Source organism: Pseudomonas sp. A014 (assembly GCF_052378495.1).
Taxonomy (GTDB): domain Bacteria; phylum Pseudomonadota; class Gammaproteobacteria; order Pseudomonadales; family Pseudomonadaceae; genus Aquipseudomonas; species Aquipseudomonas machongensis.
In genome coordinates this window covers 3,451,296-3,470,969 of sequence record NZ_CP199001.1, presented here as the reverse complement: position 1 = coordinate 3,470,969, position 19,674 = coordinate 3,451,296, and the positions used below count along the sequence as shown (strand labels likewise).

Below are 19,674 nucleotides of genomic sequence, written 5' to 3'. Positions count from 1 at the left end.
TGGCCCTCATATGTCTGCATACAGGCGGCCGGGGTTGAAGATGCCGCGAGGATCGAGTTGTCGCTTGAGGTTGCGCTGGTAACGCAGCAATGGCTCGGGCAGCGGATGGAACCCGGCGCTGTGGCAGGCATGCAGCGTGGCATGGCCGCCAAGACCTGCGACCGCTTCGCAGATGACGCTGGGCGAGGCGGCGGATTTCAGCCAGCGTTGGGCGCCACCCCAGTCGAGTAACTGCCGGCCGGGCAGGCTGAGCGGCGGGCTGTTATGCGGCAGTGACAGGCGCCACAGGGGCTCGTCAGCGGCGAAGAAGGCCAGGCGTTGTTCACGCAGGTCATGCCAATAGCGGTTGTCCAGCAGCGCGCCGCCCAGGCGCTCGGCGGCAGAGGCCACCGAGCCTTCCCCGCCTTCCAGGCGCAGGTACAGGGCGTCGCCGTCATGGCAGGCGGCTGTGATCGGCAGCGCTTGCTGACCCCAGGCTGCCAGCTCGCCCAGGGCTTGCCGAAGATCCATCGACAGGCGCAGGCTCTGGCAAATGCGCGGTCGCGGCAGCACCTTCAGCGATACCTCGGTCAATACCCCCAGGCAGCCGAAACTGCCGGCCAACAGGCGCGACAGGTCGTAGCCCGCGACGTTCTTCATCACCTCGCCACCGAAGCGCAACAGCTTGCCGTGCCCGGTGATGACTCGGGTGCCGAGCACATGGTCGCGTACCGAGCCTGCCCAGGGCCGACGTGGCCCTGCCAGCCCGGCCGCGACCATCCCGCCCAGCGTGGCGCCGTCGCCCAGGTGTGGTGGTTCGAACGGCAGCATCTGCCCGGCCTCGTACAGCACAGCCTCGATCTCGCGCAGCGGCGTCCCGGCGCGTGCCGTGAGCACCAGCTCGGTGGGGTCGTAGCTGACGATGCCGCGATGGCTGCGGGTGTCGAGGGTCTGGCCGTCGACCGGACGACCGAGCATGGCTTTGCTGTCGCTGCCCTGGATACGCAATGGCGTACGCTGCTCGAGGGCCTGGCGCACCTGCTCCAGCAGGTCGGCGCTGGCATCGTGATCCTGATCCATCAGAAACGCTCCAGGTCGGGGAAGGGTAACTGGCCGTGGTGCACGTGCATCGCGCCGAATTCGGCGCAGCGCTGCAGGGTCGGGATGTTCTTGCCAGGGTTGAGCAAGCCCAGCGGGTCGAAGGCGTGCTTGACCGCATGGAACAGCGTCAGCTCGTCGGCGTTGAATTGCGCGCACATCTGGTTGATCTTCTCGCGTCCCACGCCGTGCTCGCCGGTGATGCTGCCGCCCACCGCCACGCACAGTTCCAGGATCTTGCCGCCGAGGACCTCGGCACGCTCCAGCTCGCCGGGCTGGTTGGCGTCGAACAGGATCAAGGGGTGCATGTTGCCGTCGCCGGCATGGAACACGTTGGCCACGCGCAGGCCGTGCTCGCGCGACAGCTCGCCGATGCCGTGCAGCACCCCCGGCAGTGCCCGGCGCGGGATGGTGCCGTCCATGCAGTAGTAGTCGGGGGAAATGCGCCCTACCGCCGGAAAAGCGTTCTTGCGGCCTGCCCAGAAGCGCACGCGCTCAGCCTCGTCACGCGCCAGGCGTACCTCGCTGGCGCCGGCTGTCTTGAGCACGGCCTCGACGCGCAGGCAGTCGTCCTTCACGTCTGCGTCCACGCCGTCGAGCTCGCACAGCAGGATGGCGGCGGCCTCGGCCGGATAGCCTGCATGGATGAAGTCTTCGGCGGCCCGTAGCGACAGGTTGTCCATCATCTCAAGGCCTGCGGGAATGATGCCTGCGCCGATGATGTCGGCCACCGCACGAGCGGCCTTTTCCACGCTGTCGAAACTGGCCAGCAACACCCGCGCCACCTGTGGCTTGGGCAGCAGCTTGACGGTGACTTCGGTGACGATGCCCAGCAAGCCTTCGGAGCCGGTGAACAGCGCCAGCAGGTCGAAGCCTGGGGCGTCCAGGGCATCGCTGCCCAGCGTCAGGTATTCGCCCTCGATGGTGAGGACTTCGACCTTGAGCAGGTTGTGCACGGTCAGGCCGTACTTCAGGCAATGCACACCCCCGGCGTTCTCCGCGACATTGCCGCCGATCGAGCAGGCGATCTGTGACGAGGGATCGGGCGCGTAGTAAAGACCGTGTGGCGCCGCTGCCTGGGAGATCGCGAGGTTGCGTACGCCCGGCTGGACACGGGCGAAGCGACCTGCTGGATTGATCTCAAGGATGCGATTGAACCGCGCCATCACCAGCAGAATCCCCTGCGCCAGCGGCAGAGCTCCGCCCGACAGGCCGGTACCGGCTCCGCGGGCCACCACCGGCACCTGGTGCGCGTGGCAGATCTTCAGCAGCGCCTGAACCTGTTCCAGGTGTTGTGGCAGCACCACCAGCAATGGCACCACGCGGTAGGCGCTGAGGCCGTCGCATTCGTAGGGGCGCAGGTCTTGCTCGGTGTGCAGGATGTCGAGGTCGGGCAGGGCGCTGCGCAGGGTGTCCAGCAGCGCGGCCTTGTCGACCGTGGGCAGTGCGCCGTCCAGGCGCTCGTCGTACAGGATGTTCATGGGGCGGACTACCAGGCACTTGTCGTTGTTGTGCGGGGAAGGATAGCTACCCTTCGGCCTGGTGCACCCTTCAGTGGGCGTTCTGGGTGAGGCGAATGATCTGCCGGGCCAGATACGCACCGGTCAGGATCACCCCGAACAGGCGCAGCGTCTGCATCGCCAGGACCATGCCGACATCGGCGTGGGTTTCCACCGCGATGATCGCCATCGCATCCAGGCCGCCGGGGCTGGTGGCCAGGTACATGGACAGGAAGTCGGTGCCGGCGAGCCGTGCCAGCAGCCAGGCACAGCCTGCGCAGAGCAGGATCAGCACCACGGCGCCGGCGATCATGGTCGGCAGGCGCTTCCACACATAGCGCACGGTCTGGCGGTCGAAGCGCAGGCCGATGTAGCAGCCGATGGCGCCGTAGGCGATGGCCAGCACTTCGCTGGGCAGACTGACGTGCAACACCCCTGTGAGTTGCAGCACTGCGCCAAGCATCAACGGCATCAGCAGGGCGCCGGCGGGCATCTTCGAACCGGCGGCAACGCCCACCAGCACCACGCCAAGACCAAGCAGCAGGTTGCCCAGTTGCATGCTGTCGGCGACCACCGCGGCCTGGGCCGCGTCGCCAGCAACGCTGGTGGCGCCCAGTAGGTGACTGACCAGCGAGCCGATCATCACCACACACACCACACGCACATACTGCATGGTGGCCACCACGCGTCCGTCGGCGCCGTTGTCTTCGGCCATCGATACCATCGCCGAGGCTGCGCCCGGCGCAGTACCCCAGGCAGCGGTGCTGCCGGGAATGCCGCCGAAGCGCACGGTACCGAGGCCGACCAGGGCGCTGAGCACCACTGTGACGAAGGTGGCGAACAGCATCAGCGGCCAGGCGTCGGCCAGCGAGGCGAGCACCGACCAGGTCACCGAGTGCGCAACCAGCAGCCCGACACAGCCCTGGCCGAAGCGGAACACTTGGCGATGCAGGCGCAGTTGCGCGCCGGATACACCGAAGACGATGGCCATCAGCATGGGGCCGAGAAACAGCCCGGCCGGCACGGCGAGGGCGTGGAGGATCTGCCCGGCGGCGCCAGCACAGAGGATCAGCGCGAGCCATCGCAAAATCAGGGTGGGGGACGCGTTCTTTGCTGCTTGGGGGGGTAGGGCGGTGGGCAAGTCGATCTCCCTGTACGGCGAGAGCCAGAGGTGGCTGACAGAGAAAATTATCGACCTGTGAATTGATCAAGTCTATTTTCTACTTTCTATGAATCCATAACTGAAATTCATCGATCATGGACCTACGTGACCTGACTTACTTCGCCACCATTGCCGAACTCGGCCACCTGGGGCGCGCCGCACAGCAACTCAACCGCAGCCAACCGGCGCTGAGCAAAAGCATCCAGCGCCTGGAAGAGTCGTTGGGCGCGCGGCTGTTCCAGCGTGATGGCCGGCGTATCAAATTGACCGATGCTGGCGCGTTGTTGCTGGCGCGCGGCAAGCAGTTGCAGGTGAGCATCGCCGAGACCGAGCGTGAAGTGCGCGACTTTGCCAGCGGTTTGGTGGGCAACATCCGTTTGGGCTGTGCCGCGAGCATGGCCGAGCACCTGCTGCCGCAACTGACCGCTTCGCTGCTGGAGCGAGCGCCGCAACTGACCTTGAAGTTGTCGATCGGCCAGGACGACATGCTCAAGGACTCGCTGCGCTCAGGGCGGCTGGACGCGATCATCTGCGGCTTGATCGTCGATGACCCGCAGTTTCGCTCCTATCCGATCCTGCAGGACGAAGCGGTGGTGGTGGCCAGCGCCGATCACCCGGTGTTCTCGGGTGATGTGCAGTTGAAGGACCTGTGCAACTACCGTTGGGTGCTGGCAGCTCCCACGGTGACGGCGCGACGCTGGATCGACAATGTGTTCAGCAGCCACCAGTTGCCGCTGCCCGAGGTGCAGATCGAGACCAACTCGATCTCGCTGCTGCCCCGGTTGATCGCCAAGACCCGTCTGCTGAGCTTTGCCGCACGCGAGACGCTGGAGCATGGCCTGGGCATGTCGTGGCTGCGCGAAGTGCCGCTGGAGGCCACTACCATGCGCCGCACGGTCGGGGTGACGGTACGCGCCGAAGGCTACCTGCCGCCAGCGGCGGGGGCGATGGTGGAGTTGTTGAGAAATGCCGGGGATGGGTTCTTTCGCGGGGATTGATGGCGCCGCAGCTTGAGGCTTGTGGCCGCTTGCGCAGGAACGGGCCCGATGGGCCGCGCGGCGGCCCTGGCGATCTCAGCCTTGAACTTGCTGCTCCAGTCCCTCAAGCAAGGATTCGACCAGCGCTTTGCAGGCATCGAGCCCGTGATCGTTGTTCAGCAGCAGGTCCCGACAGGTGCCGGTGGCCAGTTCCATGGCGGTCTGGTTTGCTGCTGAAGCGCCCTTGAGCAGAGTGGACAAGTGCACCAGCGCGTCTTCGGCGGCGATACCGGCACAGACGGCAAACAGTGCACGATGACTACCGTCGCAGCTACCGAAATGCGCGGGTGCGGTGGTGGAGGTTGGAGGGTCGGGCAGGCCTTTCGTCATTGTGTCGCTCCTTGATTCAATGGAGTCGCCACCGTTCGCTACCAAACGAAAGGGTGGCGGCTGTACGCAGGTTGGTAGACCGGGAATCAAGGAAACCGGCGCGCACGAAGGCGCCCTGCGCACAGCCGCCGTCGAACGCAACAGCAGGTACAAAAACCAACTGAAGCGTAGAGCGGGCGCTTGTGCGCCTTGATTGATCGCGGGCTACCAAACCCGACTGCTGGACTTACAGCAGCGCGCAGAGGTTACCGGTCCGAGGGAAGCGTTTCAAGGCGGCGCCACCTCCAGATACATTTCAGGGCGCTCACTCACATGGGCAGCAACCGATCCTGGATCACTTCCTTCATCACCAATGTCGAGCTCAGCCGTTTCACATTGGGAATGCTCGTCAGGATTTCGTCATACAGCTTCTGGAACGCCGGCAGGTCCTTGGCCACCACATGCAGCAGGTAATCCGGGTCGCCGAACAAGCGCTGCGCCTCGACGATCTGCGGCACCTCGGTCACCGCCGCTTCGAAGTCGGCCACTGGCTGGCGGGTCACCTCGCGCAGGGTGACGAACACCAGCGCCGCAAAGTTCAGGCCCACCGCCGAAGGCGCCAGGCGTGCGTGGTAACCGAGGATCGCCCCGGACGCTTCCAGCGCCTTGAGCCGACGATGGCAGGGCGAGAGGCTCAGGCCAACGCGGTCGGCCAACTCGGTGACCGACAGGCGACCGTCCTTTTGCAGTTCGGCAAGGATTTTTCGATCAGTGCGATCCATGGGGGAGAATCTTCCAAGGTGTTCAAGGTTGTCGGCAATATACGAAAGATAATCCCCGCGCGGAATCCGTAATCTTCCTTTCAACCAGACCTCTGAAAGGAACACCCGAAATGACCCTCAGTGTATTGGCCGCGTTCTGGGCCGTGTCGTTGCTGTTCGTCATCACCCCCGGCGCCGACTGGGCTTACGCGATCTCGGCCGGGATGCGCGGCCGTTGGGTGATGCCGGCAGTGGCCGGGATGTTGTCTGGGCATTTCATGGCCACCCTGGTGGTGGCGGCCGGGGTCGGTAGCCTGATCGCAGGGCACCCGCTGGCACTGACGCTGCTGACCCTTGCCGGTTGTCTTTACCTGCTGTGGCTGGGGGGCAACCTGTTGCTCAAGCCGGCGGCGCCGCAGGCGGGAGTGGTTCAGGCGGGGGAGACCGGTTCGCGCTGGGCGCTGCGCGGATTTTGTGTCAGCGGGCTCAACCCGAAGGTGTTCCTGCTGTTCCTGGCCTTGTTGCCGCAATTCACCGACCCCACCTCCAACTGGCCGCTGCCGCTGCAGATCCTGCTGCTGGGGCTGGTGCACCTGTGCAGTTCGCTGGTGATCTACCTGATGGTCGGCTACGGCGCCAAGGCCGTGCTGCGCACCCGGCCACAGGCGGCGCAGATCGTCGGGCGGGTGTCGGGCGCGGTGATGATCACGATCGCGCTGGGGCTGATAGTCGGGCAGTTCGGTTGAATGCCTGGATTTGCAGGGGCAGCCGTTCCACGATGGCCTCGACACCGGATACACTTCGCGCTTCCCTCGCACGCCAAGGATGCGCCCGATGCCTGAGTTCTCCCACCTGCTGGCTTTTGCCCTGATCGCACTGGGCATGGTCCTGACCCCCGGCCCGAACATGGTCTACCTGATCTCCCGCTCGATCTGCCAGGGGCGGGTTGCCGGGTTGATCTCGCTGGGCGGCGTGGCCATGGGCTTCGTCTTCTACATGCTCTGCGCCGCGCTGGGCATCACCGCACTGGTGATGGCCGTGCCCTACGCCTATGACGCACTGCGCATCGGTGGCGCGCTGTACCTGCTGTACCTGGCCTGGCAGGCACTCAAGCCAGGCGGGCGTTCGCCGTTCCAGGTCCGCGACCTGCCAGCCGACAGCCCGCGGCGGCTGTTCATGATGGGTTTTCTGACCAACCTGCTGAACCCCAAGATCGCGGTGATGTACCTGTCGCTGATGCCGCAGTTCATCGAGCCGGGCCATGGCAGCGTACTGCTGCAATCGCTGGTGCTGGGCTCCACGCAGATCGTCATCAGCGTCACGGTCAATGCGATGATCGCCCTGATGGCCGGCTCCATTGCCGTTTTTCTCGCGGGTCGGCCGCTGTGGCAGCAGGCTCAGCGCTGGTTGATGGGGACGGTATTGGCCGCGCTGGCGGTGCGCATGCTGGCTGAAGGGCGTCGCTGAACGCGCTGATGCGAAGACGGATGGAACGTCTGCGCTGTGCTGATTTCATATCCTCAGATACTCAATACAGTGCCCGGAAACACTGATGGTCTGCATGACATGAAATCACTACAGGACGGTGATACCGAACACGCTCGGCCCCCGGCGCCCGCTTTTCTGATCAACGGCGGCACGGTCGGCTCGCTGTTGCAGAGCCTGGAATGGACCGAGTCGCCGCTTGGCGCCCCAGGCACATGGTCATTCAGCCTGCAGACGCTCATGGCGACTATCCTCCCGGCCAAGGCCCAGATCGTGCTGTTCTGGGGGCCGGAGTACGTGGCGCTCTACAACGATGCCTACGCCCCGACCATCGGTGCCAAGCATCCGCGTGCGCTCGGGCGGCCTGCCCGCGAGCACTGGAGCGAGTTGTGGGACGATCTCGAACCGTTGCTACGGAATGTGCGTGACACCGGCGAGACTTTTTCGGCGCGCGACCGTCCGTTCTATATCGAGCGCCGGGGCCTGGGCGAGACAGCCTATTTCGATGTCTCCTATTCGGCGGTACGCGAGGCCGATGGCAGCGTGGGTGGGGTGCTGTGCATCGTCACCGAAACCACTGAGCGCGTTCAGTTCGAGCGGCGCCAGGCGTTCCTGCTGGCGTTGGGCCGGGCGCTTCCGGAGATGGACGAACCCGAGGCGATCGAGACCTTTGCCACGCGCCTGCTCGGTGAGGAGCTGGGCGCCTCCCGGGTGTGCTTTGCCGAGGATCTGGGCGATGACGAGCGCTATGTCGTCGCCCGTGACTGGGTCGATGGGGTGCCGTCGCAAACGGGGGAGCACTTGTGGCGCGGACATGACGGGTTGTTGCGCGAGCAACTTCAGGCGGGGCATGGGGTGCATGACGACTATCCGGCTGGCGCCTCCAGAGACCTGTGCGCCAGCCTGAAGGTGCCGCTGCTGCGCAGCGGTGTGCTCGATGCCATGCTGTGTGTCTACTTCAATCGCCCTCATGCGTTCGTCGACGATGAATGTCAGCTGGTGGAAGAGACGGCCAAGCTGGCCTGGTCTGCGATCATCCATGCCCGCTCGGAGCGAGCGTTGCGCGCCAGCTCCGCGCACCTGGAGGCAACGCTGGCCGAGCTGATGACGCTCAACGCCACGCTGGAGGAGCGGGTTGCCAGCATGCTGGCCGAGCGTGAGTCCGACCTCATGCAGTTGCATGAGGCACGCAAGATGGAGGCCGTCGGCCAACTGACCGGCGGCATTGCCCATGACTTCAACAATATGCTCACCCCGATCATTGCCTCACTGGAGCTGATCGCCCGGCGGCCGGACGACGCGGCGCGTTCGACGCGTCTGATCGAAGGCGCCCTGCAGGCGGCGGAGCGGGCACGCAGCCTGGTCGGCCGTCTGCTCAGCTTTGCCCGGCGCCAGACCCTCAAGCCTGAGCCCGTCTGCCTGGCTGCACGGATCGGTGACATGCACGAATTGATCATGCGCTCGCTGGGGCCGACCATCGAGGTACAGGTCGATGTCGACCCGGCGCTGCCGGCAGCAGTGGTGGACCCGCATCAACTGGAGCTTGCGCTGATCAACCTGGTACTCAACGCGCGCGATGCGATGCCAGGCGGTGGCAGGTTGAGGATTCGTGCGGGGCTGGACGCCGCACGGGCGGATCGGCCTGCAGGGCCTGGGCAAGGGGCGATGGTATGGCTGGAGGTGGCCGATAGCGGCTGCGGTATGAGCGATGAGGTGCTGGCGCGCTGCTGCGAGCCATTCTATTCCACCAAGGGCGCGGGCAAGGGCACCGGGCTTGGCCTGCCGATGGTGCAGGGACTTGCACTGCAGTCTGGCGGCGGGTTTGCCATTCGTTCGCAGCCGGGGCAGGGGTCGACAGCGACATTGTGGCTGCCGACCACTGACGCCGAAACCCTGTGTCGCGATGACCCGGTGGACGAAGTGTCCAGGCCGACGCGTCCGGTCAGGGTATTACTGGTGGATGACGAAGCCATCGTGCTCCATGCCACGGCAATGCAGCTGCGTGACTTGGGGTATGAAGTGAAAGCGGTCTTGAGTGCGGCCGAAGCCGAGCAGGTGCTGGAGCAGGGATTCGCCGTGGAAGTGCTGGTGACCGACCAGATGATGCCCGAGCGGACCGGCGCCGAGTTCGCCCAGGCGCTGCGGCGGCGTATGCCGGCGCTGCCGGTGTTGATCATTACCGGCTATGCCAACCTCACGCCGCGTGAGCTCTGTGGCTTCGAGGTATTGCGCAAGCCGTTCCGCCGTGCGGAGTTGGCGCAGAGCCTGGCGCGCTTGCTGCCGCTGGTTTACGCGCAATCCGAGGGCTGACGTCGTTTCTTGTGGGGGCGGACCCTGCAGACTCCAGTTGCAAAGACCCTGCGCCCACTGATCCCATCGCACAAATAATGTGCAAGGCCGTTGCAGCTATTGCGTGAGCACCTGGTCCAGCAACTGGCATACCTGCTCGGCCGAATACGGCTTGGCCAGGAAGGCGAAGCCCTGGTGCCCCCCTTCGGCAATGGCATCGCTGTAGCCGGAGGTGAGGATCACCGGCAGTTGCGGCCTGGTGCGGCGCAGTTCCCGGGCCAGAGCCAGGCCGCCCATACCGGGCATTACCACGTCGGAGAACACCACATCGAAGCCCTGCGGTGTCATGTGCAACTGCGCCAGTGCATCCTCGGCACTGGTCGCCCAGCTGATCTGGTAGCCATGATCCTTGAGTATCTGCGCGGTAAAGCTGCCGACGTCGCGGTTATCCTCCACCACCAGGATGCGCCGCGGCCGGCTGTCGACCGGGGCATTTGCAGCGCTGGCGAGGCTCTGTTCGGTTTCCGGGGGCGAGACCTGAGGCAGGTACAGGGTGAAGGTAGTGCCCTGGCCCGGCACGCTGGTGACCTGCACGTCGCCGCCGGACTGCTTGACGAAGCCGAACACCTGCGACAGGCCCAGGCCGGTGCCGTGGCCCGAGGCCTTGGTGGTGAAGAACGGGTCGAAGATGCGCTCCAGCAATTCATGGGCAATCCCGACGCCACTGTCGATCACCGAGATCGCGGCGAACACTCCAGGCTGCCCCGCTTGTCCACGTTGCGCCGGCATCAGCTGATCTGGCTGCAGGTGCAGGCGCAGCGTGCCTTCGCCATTCATGGCGTCGCGGCCGTTGATCATCAGATTGATCACCGCCGTTTCCAGCTGGCCCAGGTCGGCGCGGATATGGCAGGGCGTCTCGGGCAGATCCAGTTTGACCTGGATCCGTGCGCCGGTAGCGGTGTCGAGCATGTCGGCCATGGCTTCCAGTCGCGGGCCCACTTCGAACACCTGGGGGCTCAGGGCCTGGCGGCGGGCGAAAGCGAGCAGTTGGCCGGTGAGCTTGGCGCCCCGATCGACAGTGTCTGACACGGTCTTGAGGTAGCGCTGGCGGCGACTGTCATCCAGTTCCGGGCGCTGCAGGAAATGCAGCGACGAGCGGATGATGGTCAGCAGGTTGTTGAAGTCGTGGGCGACACCACCGGTGAGCTGGCCGATGGCTTCGAGCTTCTGGGTCTGGCGCAGTACGGCCTCGGTGTGCAGCAACTGTGCGGTACGTTCTTCGACACGCTGCTCAAGGGTGGCGTTGAGCGATTCGAGCGCCTGCATCGCTTCGCGTACTTCGGCATGTGCCTGAACCCGCTGGATGTGCGCCCAGCTACGCTCGGTGACTTCGCTGATCAGCGCCCGCTCGTAGCCGGTCCAGGCACGCGGCTGCTTGTCATGGATGGCCATCAGCGCCGTCAGGCGCCCATCCTTGATCAGCGGCATGCAGATGGTCGCAGTGATGCCGATGGCCTGGAAGGTCGCGGCCTCCTGCGGTTCGAGCTCGCTGAGGTTGTCGTTGATCACCAGCGCCCTGCCTGCGCGCAGGCGCTGTACGGCCAGGCGGCCGAAGGCGGCGAGACGATATTGGCCGAGCAGGCGCGGCGAGCCGGGCGTGACCCAGTCTCCGCAGATGGTGAAACCGTCCTGATCGGGCTCCATCACTGCGTAGGCGCAGCTCGACAGGCGCAGGTGCTCGCCCAGCTTTCGGGTGGTGATGGCCAGGATCCGGTCCGGCTCGGTGGCGTTGGCCACGGCGCGGCCGAGGTCGTCGAGGAAGTTGAGGCGGCGGTTGGCGACCACGCTGGCGGTGGTTTCGGTGACAGTGTCGAGCATACCGACGATCTGGCCGTCCTGGTCGCGGATCGGGCTGTAGCAGAAGGTGAAATAGGCACGTTCCGGCCCGTTGTGGCGGTCGATGATCAGCGGGAAGTCTTCGATGTACACCGCCTCGCCGTCCAGGGCGCGGCGGGTCATGGCACCGATATCGTTCCAGGCTTCATGCCAGACGTGGCTGAAGGGGCGACCCAGGGCCGGAGGCTTGTCGCCGAGGATTTCGCTGAAGGCGTCGTTGTGCAGGGTGATCAGGTCATCGCCCCACAGCACCGCCTGCGGGAAGCGCGAGGCCAGGCACAAGGCCACGGTGGTCTTGAGCACGTCGGGCCAGGCATCAATTGCGCCCAGGGGCGTTTTCGCCCAGTCGTGATTGCGGATGCGTTCGGCCATTAGCCCGCCGCCATCCAGCCATTTCGCCATGAGGTTTGCCGTTTCGTTTGCGTGGAGGGGATAGGGTGCACCGAGAATGTCGGGCTGGCGAGCGATTTGTGAGACAGGGTCGGCCGTGTTGAGGGACGGGCGCTATTCAGCGCATGAAATGCACCTTGCCGGTGTCGTCATTGCCCATGTAGATGCCATACACCCCGGCCTGGCGTTCGAGGATGTAGCGCTCGAGGATCTGGCGGATCGCGGGGTAGTAGATCGCGTCCCAGGGAATGTCCTCGGGCGCGAAGAAGCGGTAGTCGAGGGTCTCGGGGCCGAACTGGCCGGTCTCCTGGGTGGCGATGGCGCGGAAGATGATGTACACCTCGCTGATCTTCGGCACGCTGAAGATCGAATACGGCGAGACGATGTCAGCGCGCACGCCGGTTTCTTCCCAGACCTCGCGCAGCGCCGCCTGCTCGGTGGTTTCGCCGGTCTCCATGAAGCCTGCGGGCAGGGTCCAGGTACCAGGACGTGGCGGGATGGCGCGCTGGCACAGCAGGTACTTGCCGTCGCGTTCGATGATGCAGCCGGCGATGATCTTCGGGTTGATGTAGTGGATGTAGCCGCAGGCGGGGCAGTGCAGGCGCTCGTGGGTGTCGCCGGTGGGAACGCCCCGGTCCAGTGCCGTGGTGCATTGCGGGCAGTAGCGCGGGGCGTTGGGCATGATCGGTGGCCTGTGGGGGGTTAAATGCGTGGATCCTTCAGCGCCAGGGGCTCGACCATGTCGCGGACCTTGGCATTGTCGTCCTGCTTCTGGCGCAGGTAGTCCAGTGCCACCTTGGCGGCGGCGCGTACATGGTCGACCGAGGCCTGGTGAGCGGCCAGCGGGTCGCCGCTCTTGATCGCCTCGACCATCTTCTCCATTTCACGGTTGCTGGCGCCGCGGCGGTTTTCCTGCGAGACCGAGGTGGCGCGCAGGTAGCTGATACGTGCCTGCAACTGGCGCAGCTGGGTAGCGGCGACATGGTTGCCGGAGCCTTCGAGCAGCACGTCGTAGAAGCCCTGTACCGAATCGAGCACCTGCTGCAGCTCGCCTTCCTCCAGCGCCTCGCGGTTCACGTCCAGGGCGCGCTCCAGGGCGCGGATGTCCTTGGCTTTGGCGTTGAGGGTGAACAGTTGGACGATCAGGCCTTCGAGCACGCAGCGCAGCTCGTAGATGTCGCGGGCGTCTTCCAGGGTGATGATGGCCACGCGCGGGCCCTTGGCATCGGCGAACTCCACCAGGCCCTCGGACTCGAGGTGGCGCAGGGCTTCACGCACCGAGGTACGGCTGACGCCGAGACGATCGCACAGGTCGCGCTCGACCAGACGGTCGCCCGGCAGCAGGTGGAAGTTCATGATCGCCCCGCGCAGCTTGTCGAGCACGATTTCGCGGAGCGTGACGGGGTTGCGGTTGACCTTGAAGCTGTCGTCGAGTGGCTGGCGTTTCATCAGGTGCGCTCTTTATGAGGCTGTTGCGCCAACGTCGGAGTGCCCCGAACCCAGGCGCTCCTTGCAGTGGTTCGAACAGCCCGCTGTTAACGGGTTGGCTCCGCATCGGCTTCGGCGAACGCTTCGCGGGCCAGGCGGAAGCTGTCCACCGCCGCGGGCACGCCGCAATAAATGCCGACCTGGAGCAGGATTTCGCGAATCTGTTCACGGCTCAGGCCGTTGCGCAAGGCGCCGCGGATATGCAGCTTGAGCTCGTGGGGCCGGTTGAGGGCGGAAATCATCGCCAAGTTTATCATGCTGCGCTCTTTGAGCGATAAGCCGTCGCGGCCCCAGACATGACCCCAGCAATACTCGGTGACCAGCTCCTGGAGCGGCTTGGTAAAGTCGTCGGCGTTCTGGATGGAGCGGTTGACGTAGTCCTCGCCCAGCACCTGGGTGCGGATCTGCAGGCCCTTCTCGTACTTTTCATTGCTCATTGCAGTGCTCCGAATGAAAACAGGGGCCGCAACCGAGGGTGAGACGATCAGCGCGGCCCCCAAAAAACAGGGGCATCGGCGTGGGCTTTTTCGCGGGTGAACCCGCTCCCACAGGGATCGCACAGATACAGAGGCCTGTGGAGTACCTGTGGGAGCGGGTTCACCCGCGAAGAAGCCAACACCGATCATGGGTTGTATCAGCCCAAGGGGGGCAGGGCGCCAAGCTTGCCCTTGTGATAGACCATCGGTGTCACCGGCTCGGCCGGCAGCACCAGGTTTTTCACCGCCCCGACGATGATCGCGTGATCGCCGCCGTCGTACTCGCGCCACAACTCGCACTCGATGATCGCCGTGGCCTTGGCCAGCAGCGGGTTGCCCAGCTCGCTCAGGTGCCAGTCGATGCCTTTGGCCTTGTCCTTGCCTTTACCCGCAAAGGCATAGGCCTCGGCGGTCTGGTCGGCCGACAGCAGGTGAATGGCGAACTGCTTGCTGTCGCGCAGGATCGGGTAGGTGTCGGAGGCGTAGTTGGGGCAGAACAGCACCAGCGCCGGCTCGATCGACAGCGCGCTGAAGGCGCTGGCGGTAATGCCGACGATGCCGCCATCGCCATCGAGCGTGGTGACCACGGTCACGCCGGACGGGAAGGAGCCCATCACGTCTTTATAGATGCCAGGTTCGATCATCTCGTGCTCCTTCTCAACGCATCACAAACGGATCGGGCATTGGCGCGGTGGACAGGTTGATCCACACGGTCTTCAGCTCGGTATAGGCCAGCACCGAATCGATGCCGCTCTCGCGGCCGTAGCCGCTGTTCTTGAAGCCGCCGATCGGCGCCATGGCCGAGACTGCGCGGTAAGTGTTGACCCAGATGATTCCCGAGCGCACGTCGCGCGCCAGGCGATGGGCGCGGCCCAGGTCGCGAGTCCAGATGCCGGCGGCAAGGCCGAACTGCGAGTCGTTGGCCATGGCCAGCGCCTCTTCCTCGGTCTTGAAGCGGATCACTGCGGCGACCGGGCCGAACACCTCTTCCTGCATGATGGTCATCGTGTTGCTGTCGCACTCGAACAGGGTCGGCTCGTAGAACCAGCCGTCGCCCTCGACTTCGGCGCGCTTGCCACCCAGGCGCAGCTTGGCGCCCTCGGCCTTGGCCGCAGCGACCAGACCTTCGACCACGGCCAGTTGCTGGGCGGTGGCCATCGGGCCCATTTCGCTGGCGTCGTCCTGCGGGTTACCGATGCGGATGCGCTTGGCCCGCTCGATCAGGCGCTCGACGAATTCGTCGAAGATCTCGTCCTGCACCAGCAGGCGCGAACCGGCCACGCAGCTTTGCCCGGAGGCGGCGTAGATACCGGCCACCGCGCCGTTGATGGCGCTGTCCAGGTCGGCGTCGGCGAAGATGATGTTCGGCGACTTGCCGCCCAGCTCCAGCGACAGCTTGGCGAAGTTCTCGGCGCTGCTGCGCACCACATGGCGGGCAGTGGCGGCGCCGCCGGTGAAGGCGATCTTGCGCACCAGTGGATGACGGGTGAGCGCCGCGCCGGTGCTTGGGCCGTAACCGGTGACGACGTTGACCACGCCGGCCGGGAAACCGGCTTCCAGCGCCAGGCGGGCCAGCTCCAGGATAGTGGCCGACGCATGCTCCGAGGGTTTGAGCACGATGGTGTTGCCAGCGGCCAGGGCCGGGGCGAGCTTGATCGCGGTCAGGTACAGCGGGCTGTTCCACGGAATGATGCCAGCCACCACACCGATGGGCTCGTGCACGGTGTAGGCGAACAGGTCGGGCTTGTCCAGCGGCAGGGTGCCGCCTTCGAGCTTGTCGGCAAGGCCTGCGGTGTAGTGGAAGAATTCCGGCAGGTAGCCGACCTGGCCGCGGGTCTCGCGGATCAGCTTGCCGTTGTCGCGGCTTTCGAGCTGGGCCAGGTGCTCCTTGTTCTCGGCGATCAGGTCACCCAGGCGGCGCAGCAGCTTGCCCCGTGCGGTGGCGGTGAGCCCGCGCCAGGCCTTGCTGTCGAAGGCGCGCTGGGCGGCCTGTACCGCCAGCTCGACGTCCTGCTCGCCGGCATCGGGCAGTTGCGCCCAGGCCTGGGCGGTGGCCGGGTCGAGGCTGTCGAAGGTCTTGCCGCTCTGGGCATCGCGCCATTGGCCGTCGATGCACATCTGGAAACGAACGAGGGTCATGCAACTATCCCCTTGGCGGATTCGGTGAGGGTGCGGGCTTGGCTCAGGAAGTCCAGCAGCATGCGATTGACTTCGCGCGGAGCCTCAACGGGCATCATATGCCGTTGTTCGGCCAGGACCACGCTGCGGGCGCCGGGAATGCGCGCGGCGAGCTGGCGGGTCATGGCCGGGGTGGAGCCGGAATCGAGTTCGCCGGTGGCGATCAGCGTTGGCACCTGGATGCTGCCCAGGTCCGCTTCGCGGTACATGTCCTGGGTGGCGAACAGCGAATAGGTGGTGTGGTAACCCTGGGGGTCGTTGCTGGCCAGCACCTGGCGGATGGCCGCGACCTGGGCCGGGTTGGCCGCTTTGTACTCGCGGCTGAACCAGCGGTCCAGCGCCGCGTCGACGTTGGCGTCCGGGCCAAGCTCGGCAGCCTGCGCGGCGCGGGCGATGACACCGGCGCTCTGCTCGGGGCTGCGGTTGAACACGCTGTTGAGCACGACCAGGGCCGACAGCCGCTGCGGGTAGTGCAGGGCGAAGGCGCGGGCGACCAGGCCGCCCATGGAGAAGCCGATGACGGTGGCCTGGGGGATCTGCAGGTGGTCGAGCAGTTCGGCGAGCTGGGTGGCGTAGCCTTGCAGGTCGGTGTCCGGCGCGGGCAGCGCGCTCTGGCCATGGCCGAGCATGTCGTAGGCAATGACCCGGTAGTCGGTGGACAGGCCGACGAACTGGCCACCCCACATTTCCTTGTTCAGGCCCACGCCGTGGATCAGCACCACGGGTTGGCCCTGGCCGAGGCTCAGGTAGCTGGTCCCGGCAGGTGTACGTTCAGCGACAGGCTGAATCATGGATGGCGCTCCTTGAAAGGCCGGTGCCGTGACGCTTGGCTCCGGCCCGTCTGCTTATTGTTATTGAGCGTTGGCTTTCTCGGCAGCCAGTTCTTCCAGGTCGATGTAGCGGTTGCCGATACGCGGGTGCAGGCGGCCGCCGTCGGAGGCGCCCAGGACCACGACGATCTCGTCGGCGCGCGGGGCGTCTTCGATCTGCATTTCCAGGGTGATGTAGTGCGAGCGCAGGCCTTCGTCGTCCTTCTGCATCATCGGGATCTGGATCGAGGTGCCCGGGCCGCCGCGCTTGTTGGTGAAGCTCAGGTAGCTCTTGGCCTGGACCGCTTCACGGTAGTGGTTGCCAAAGCGCAGGGTGTGGATCACCGCCGACGCGTGCTCGATCTCACCCTCGGCACCGACCACCGCTGCCTTGCCGTATGCCTCGATCTTGTCGGCACCGCCGATGGCGGCGGTCAGGCGCTCGACCATCAGCGCACCCAGTTCGGAGCAGTTGGCGCGGATTTCCGGCTTGAGGTCTTCGACAAAACCACGGCCAGCCCATGGGTTCTTGATCACCACGGCCAGGCCGACCATGGTCACTGGTTTGTCGGTGGCCTTGCCGCCTTCGATGCGGGTTTCTTCGGAGTAGGTGACGATCTTGCGGATTTCGAAACTCATGGAGGGCTCCTGGTGAGGGTTATCAGTTCTTGTTGTCTGATGGTATACCATAATATTTGATGTGCAAGAGGGGACGGGAAATTTCTCCTGCGGGGGGACGAAAGGTGCGCTGTACCGGGGTTTTCTCGGGTGTCTGTATTGATTTTCTGGTGGGTAGGCGCAGGCAAACTGCAGCCAAAAAAATGCCCGCTCTCACAGGTCATGAAAGCGGGCAGGTGCAGCGGGCTACCGATCAGGCAAACGCTGGCACCACTTCCTTGATGAACAGTTCCAGCGATTTGCGTTTTTCTGCGTGCGGCAGGCTGTTGTCACACCAGAAGCTGAATTCGTCGACGCCAAGTTCCTGGTAGTACTTGATGCGCGCAATGATTTCTTCGGGGGTGCCGATCATGGTGTTCTTGCGGATGTTTTCCAGCGCGAAGGCCGGTACCTCGGCGAACTTGGACTCGGGGCTGGGCTCCAGGAAGCCATTGACCGGGGTGGTCTTGTTGCCGAACCAGGCATCGAAGGTGCGATAGAAGCGCGAGATCGCCTGGGCGCCGATCTTCCAGCCATCGGGCTCGGCCGGGCTGTGCACGTGGGTGTGGCGCAACACCATCAGTTGCGGGCGCGGCACTTCAGGGTTGTTGTCCAACGCGGCCTGGAACTTGTTCTTCAGGTCCAGCACCTCTTCGTCACCCTTCATCAGTGGGGTGACCATGACATTGCAGCCATGCTTGACCGCAAAGTTGTGCGAGTCCGGGTCGCGGGCGGCGATCCACATCGGTGGCATACCGTGCTGCACAGGCTTGGGTACGCTGGTGGAGGTGGGGAAGTTGTACACCTCGCCTTCGTGGGCGTAGTCGCCCTGCCACAGGGCGCGGACCGCCGGGACCATCTCGCGCAGGGCCTTGCCGCCGTCGGTGGCGGGCATGCCACCGGCCATGCGGTCGAACTCGAACTGGTAGGCGCCGCGGGCCAGGCCCACTTCCATGCGGCCGTTGCTGATCACATCGAGCAGGGCGCATTCGCCAGCTACGCGGATCGGATTCCAGAACGGCGCGATGATAGTGCCGGCGCCCAGGCGGATGGTCTCGGTACGGGCAGCCAGGTAGGCCAGCAGCGGCATGGGGCTAGGCGAGATGGTGTATTCCATGGCGTGGTGTTCGCCGATCCATACGGTGCTGAAACCGCCGTGCTCGGCCATCAGGGTCAGTTCGGTCAGGTCTTCGAACAGCTGGCGGTGGCTGACCTGGTCATCCCAACGTTCCATGTGTACGAACAGCGAAAACTTCATGGGGCTTTCCTCGGAGCTTGTTGTGGTCGATGTGGGGACGGCGCGGCACAGGGAAACAAGCCGCGTCCTGAATGACACCGGCAGGGCCGGTGATCGCGGGACGAGCCCGCTCCCACAGAGTCTTGCGTCGAACTGCAGGTATCAGGCGAAGGCGGGCAGGCTGGCCATTTTGCCGCGGCAGTAGACCATCGGTCGTGGGGCGTCCTCAGGCACGATCAGGTTGTGTACCTTGCCGACCATGATGGCGTGATCGCCACCTTCGTACTCGCGCCACAGCTCGCACTCGATGATCGCCGTGGCACCGGCCAGCAGCGGGTTGCCCAGCTCGCTCAGGGTCCACTCGATACCGCTGGCCTTGTCCTTGCCTTTTTTGGCGAATGCATAGGCTTCGGCCTGCTGCTCGCCGGACAGCAAGTGGATGGCGAAGCGCTTCTGCTTGATCAGTACAGGATAGGAGTCGGAGCTGTAGTTGGGGCAGAACAGCACCAGCGGCGGGTCCATGGACAGGGAAGAAAAGGCGCTGGCAGTGAGGCCGACGACCGAGCCGTCGTCGTCCAGGGTGGTGATGACCGTGACGCCGGACGGGAAGGAGCCCAGGACGTGCTTGTAGACGGTTGCGTCGATCATGGCGTGTACCTCTAAGGGGCGTGCGGTGGTCCGCGTTTTTTATCGTTGATGTGTCTGATGGTATACCGTAATACCTATATTGCAAGCAGAATTTTCCGCGCACCGGAACACACGATGAACGGTAAAAGCCCCGTATTCATTGGTCTTGATTACTGGAGCCCTGCGCCACAGTGGCGCACAAGGCAGATCAGATGCGCTGAAAAAGCACAGCGCAGTGTTGTCAAAAGTTTGGAATACCATAATATGGTCTTCAGCTGAGAGGCCGCCCCGAGCGGT

Annotated in this window: 19 protein-coding genes; 4 read left to right on the top strand and 15 right to left on the bottom strand. The window is 64.8% G+C overall.

The genetic code is table 11. The features are described from left to right. Window positions 1–6: 6 nt before the first annotated feature. From glcE to ACTYOL_RS15710, 3 genes are all read right to left on the bottom strand, one after another. Window positions 7–1,059: a glycolate oxidase subunit GlcE gene (gene glcE / locus ACTYOL_RS15720; RefSeq protein ID WP_444756544.1), complete on the bottom strand. Its 1,053-nt coding sequence runs from the start codon at window positions 1,057–1,059 to the stop codon at window positions 7–9. Then, on the bottom strand, window positions 1,059–2,558 hold the full coding sequence (glcD, locus tag ACTYOL_RS15715) for a glycolate oxidase subunit GlcD (protein WP_197891323.1): 1,500 nt from the start codon (window positions 2,556–2,558) through the stop codon (window positions 1,059–1,061). The genes glcE and glcD overlap by 1 nt, the downstream gene beginning before the upstream one ends. 70 nt (window positions 2,559–2,628) lie before the next feature. Beyond that, window positions 2,629–3,717, bottom strand: coding sequence for an AbrB family transcriptional regulator (locus ACTYOL_RS15710; protein ID WP_414155667.1), 1,089 nt, complete (start codon window positions 3,715–3,717; stop codon window positions 2,629–2,631). Between the two features lie 116 nt (window positions 3,718–3,833). On the opposite strand from ACTYOL_RS15710, the gene ACTYOL_RS15705 reads away from it, so the two are divergent. Continuing rightward, window positions 3,834–4,736 (top strand): LysR family transcriptional regulator, encoded by a 903-nt coding sequence (locus tag ACTYOL_RS15705; RefSeq protein WP_054892028.1) that lies wholly within the window; start codon window positions 3,834–3,836, stop codon window positions 4,734–4,736. Window positions 4,737–4,811: 75 nt separating this feature from the next. Here ACTYOL_RS15705 and ACTYOL_RS15700 read toward each other — a convergent pair whose 3' ends face one another. Then, window positions 4,812–5,105, bottom strand: a complete 294-nt coding sequence (locus ACTYOL_RS15700; RefSeq protein ID WP_232233428.1) for a hypothetical protein — start codon at window positions 5,103–5,105, stop codon at window positions 4,812–4,814. A 308-nt stretch (window positions 5,106–5,413) separates the two neighbouring features. Further along, complete coding sequence (locus ACTYOL_RS15695; protein WP_054892027.1) at window positions 5,414–5,866, bottom strand: Lrp/AsnC family transcriptional regulator; 453 nt, start codon at window positions 5,864–5,866, stop codon at window positions 5,414–5,416. A 110-nt stretch (window positions 5,867–5,976) separates the two neighbouring features. Here ACTYOL_RS15695 and ACTYOL_RS15690 point away from each other — a divergent pair, with 110 nt between their 5' ends. The 3 genes from ACTYOL_RS15690 to ACTYOL_RS15680 all read left to right on the top strand — a co-directional run bounded on the left by ACTYOL_RS15690 (window position 5,977) and on the right by ACTYOL_RS15680 (window position 9,640). After that, on the top strand, window positions 5,977–6,591 hold the full coding sequence (locus tag ACTYOL_RS15690; protein WP_197891327.1) for a LysE family translocator: 615 nt from the start codon (window positions 5,977–5,979) through the stop codon (window positions 6,589–6,591). 88 nt (window positions 6,592–6,679) lie between these two features. Next, on the top strand, window positions 6,680–7,312 hold the full coding sequence (locus ACTYOL_RS15685) for a LysE family translocator (protein ID WP_197891329.1): 633 nt from the start codon (window positions 6,680–6,682) through the stop codon (window positions 7,310–7,312). Window positions 7,313–7,411: 99 nt separating this feature from the next. Beyond that, complete coding sequence (locus ACTYOL_RS15680; protein ID WP_444756543.1) at window positions 7,412–9,640, top strand: ATP-binding protein; 2,229 nt, start codon at window positions 7,412–7,414, stop codon at window positions 9,638–9,640. A gap of 96 nt (window positions 9,641–9,736) precedes the next feature. Here the strand turns inward: ACTYOL_RS15680 and ACTYOL_RS15675 are convergent, their stop codons facing one another. The 10 genes from ACTYOL_RS15675 to ACTYOL_RS15630 form a co-directional block, all read right to left on the bottom strand. Further along, window positions 9,737–11,917 carry an ATP-binding protein gene (locus ACTYOL_RS15675; RefSeq protein WP_153772757.1) on the bottom strand — a complete coding sequence of 727 codons (2,181 nt, stop codon included), beginning with the start codon at window positions 11,915–11,917 and terminating at the stop codon, window positions 9,737–9,739. Window positions 11,918–12,023: 106 nt separating this feature from the next. Next, window positions 12,024–12,587 (bottom strand): NUDIX hydrolase, encoded by a 564-nt coding sequence (locus ACTYOL_RS15670; protein ID WP_444756542.1) that lies wholly within the window; start codon window positions 12,585–12,587, stop codon window positions 12,024–12,026. A gap of 20 nt (window positions 12,588–12,607) precedes the next feature. Next, on the bottom strand, window positions 12,608–13,354 hold the full coding sequence (locus ACTYOL_RS15665; RefSeq protein ID WP_054892021.1) for a GntR family transcriptional regulator: 747 nt from the start codon (window positions 13,352–13,354) through the stop codon (window positions 12,608–12,610). An 86-nt stretch (window positions 13,355–13,440) separates the two neighbouring features. Further along, window positions 13,441–13,830, bottom strand: coding sequence for a carboxymuconolactone decarboxylase family protein (locus tag ACTYOL_RS15660; protein ID WP_054892020.1), 390 nt, complete (start codon window positions 13,828–13,830; stop codon window positions 13,441–13,443). 197 nt (window positions 13,831–14,027) lie between these two features. Continuing rightward, window positions 14,028–14,513 (bottom strand): flavin reductase family protein, encoded by a 486-nt coding sequence (locus ACTYOL_RS15655; protein WP_197891333.1) that lies wholly within the window; start codon window positions 14,511–14,513, stop codon window positions 14,028–14,030. Between the two features lie 13 nt (window positions 14,514–14,526). Then, entirely contained in the window at window positions 14,527–16,008 is a 1,482-nt protein-coding gene (locus ACTYOL_RS15650) for an aldehyde dehydrogenase (RefSeq protein WP_200603424.1), read from the bottom strand. Then, window positions 16,005–16,838, bottom strand: coding sequence for an alpha/beta fold hydrolase (locus ACTYOL_RS15645; protein WP_054892017.1), 834 nt, complete (start codon window positions 16,836–16,838; stop codon window positions 16,005–16,007). The genes ACTYOL_RS15650 and ACTYOL_RS15645 overlap by 4 nt, the downstream gene beginning before the upstream one ends. A gap of 60 nt (window positions 16,839–16,898) precedes the next feature. Further along, window positions 16,899–17,495 carry an amino acid synthesis family protein gene (locus ACTYOL_RS15640; RefSeq protein WP_054892016.1) on the bottom strand — a complete coding sequence of 199 codons (597 nt, stop codon included), beginning with the start codon at window positions 17,493–17,495 and terminating at the stop codon, window positions 16,899–16,901. Between the two features lie 232 nt (window positions 17,496–17,727). Continuing rightward, window positions 17,728–18,771: an LLM class flavin-dependent oxidoreductase gene (locus tag ACTYOL_RS15635; RefSeq protein WP_153772753.1), complete on the bottom strand. Its 1,044-nt coding sequence runs from the start codon at window positions 18,769–18,771 to the stop codon at window positions 17,728–17,730. Window positions 18,772–18,912: 141 nt separating this feature from the next. Further along, the gene (locus ACTYOL_RS15630; protein ID WP_063545279.1) at window positions 18,913–19,398 is read right to left on the bottom strand and encodes a flavin reductase family protein; all 486 of its coding nucleotides are present in this window, start codon (window positions 19,396–19,398) and stop codon (window positions 18,913–18,915) included. Window positions 19,399–19,674 lie beyond the last annotated feature (276 nt).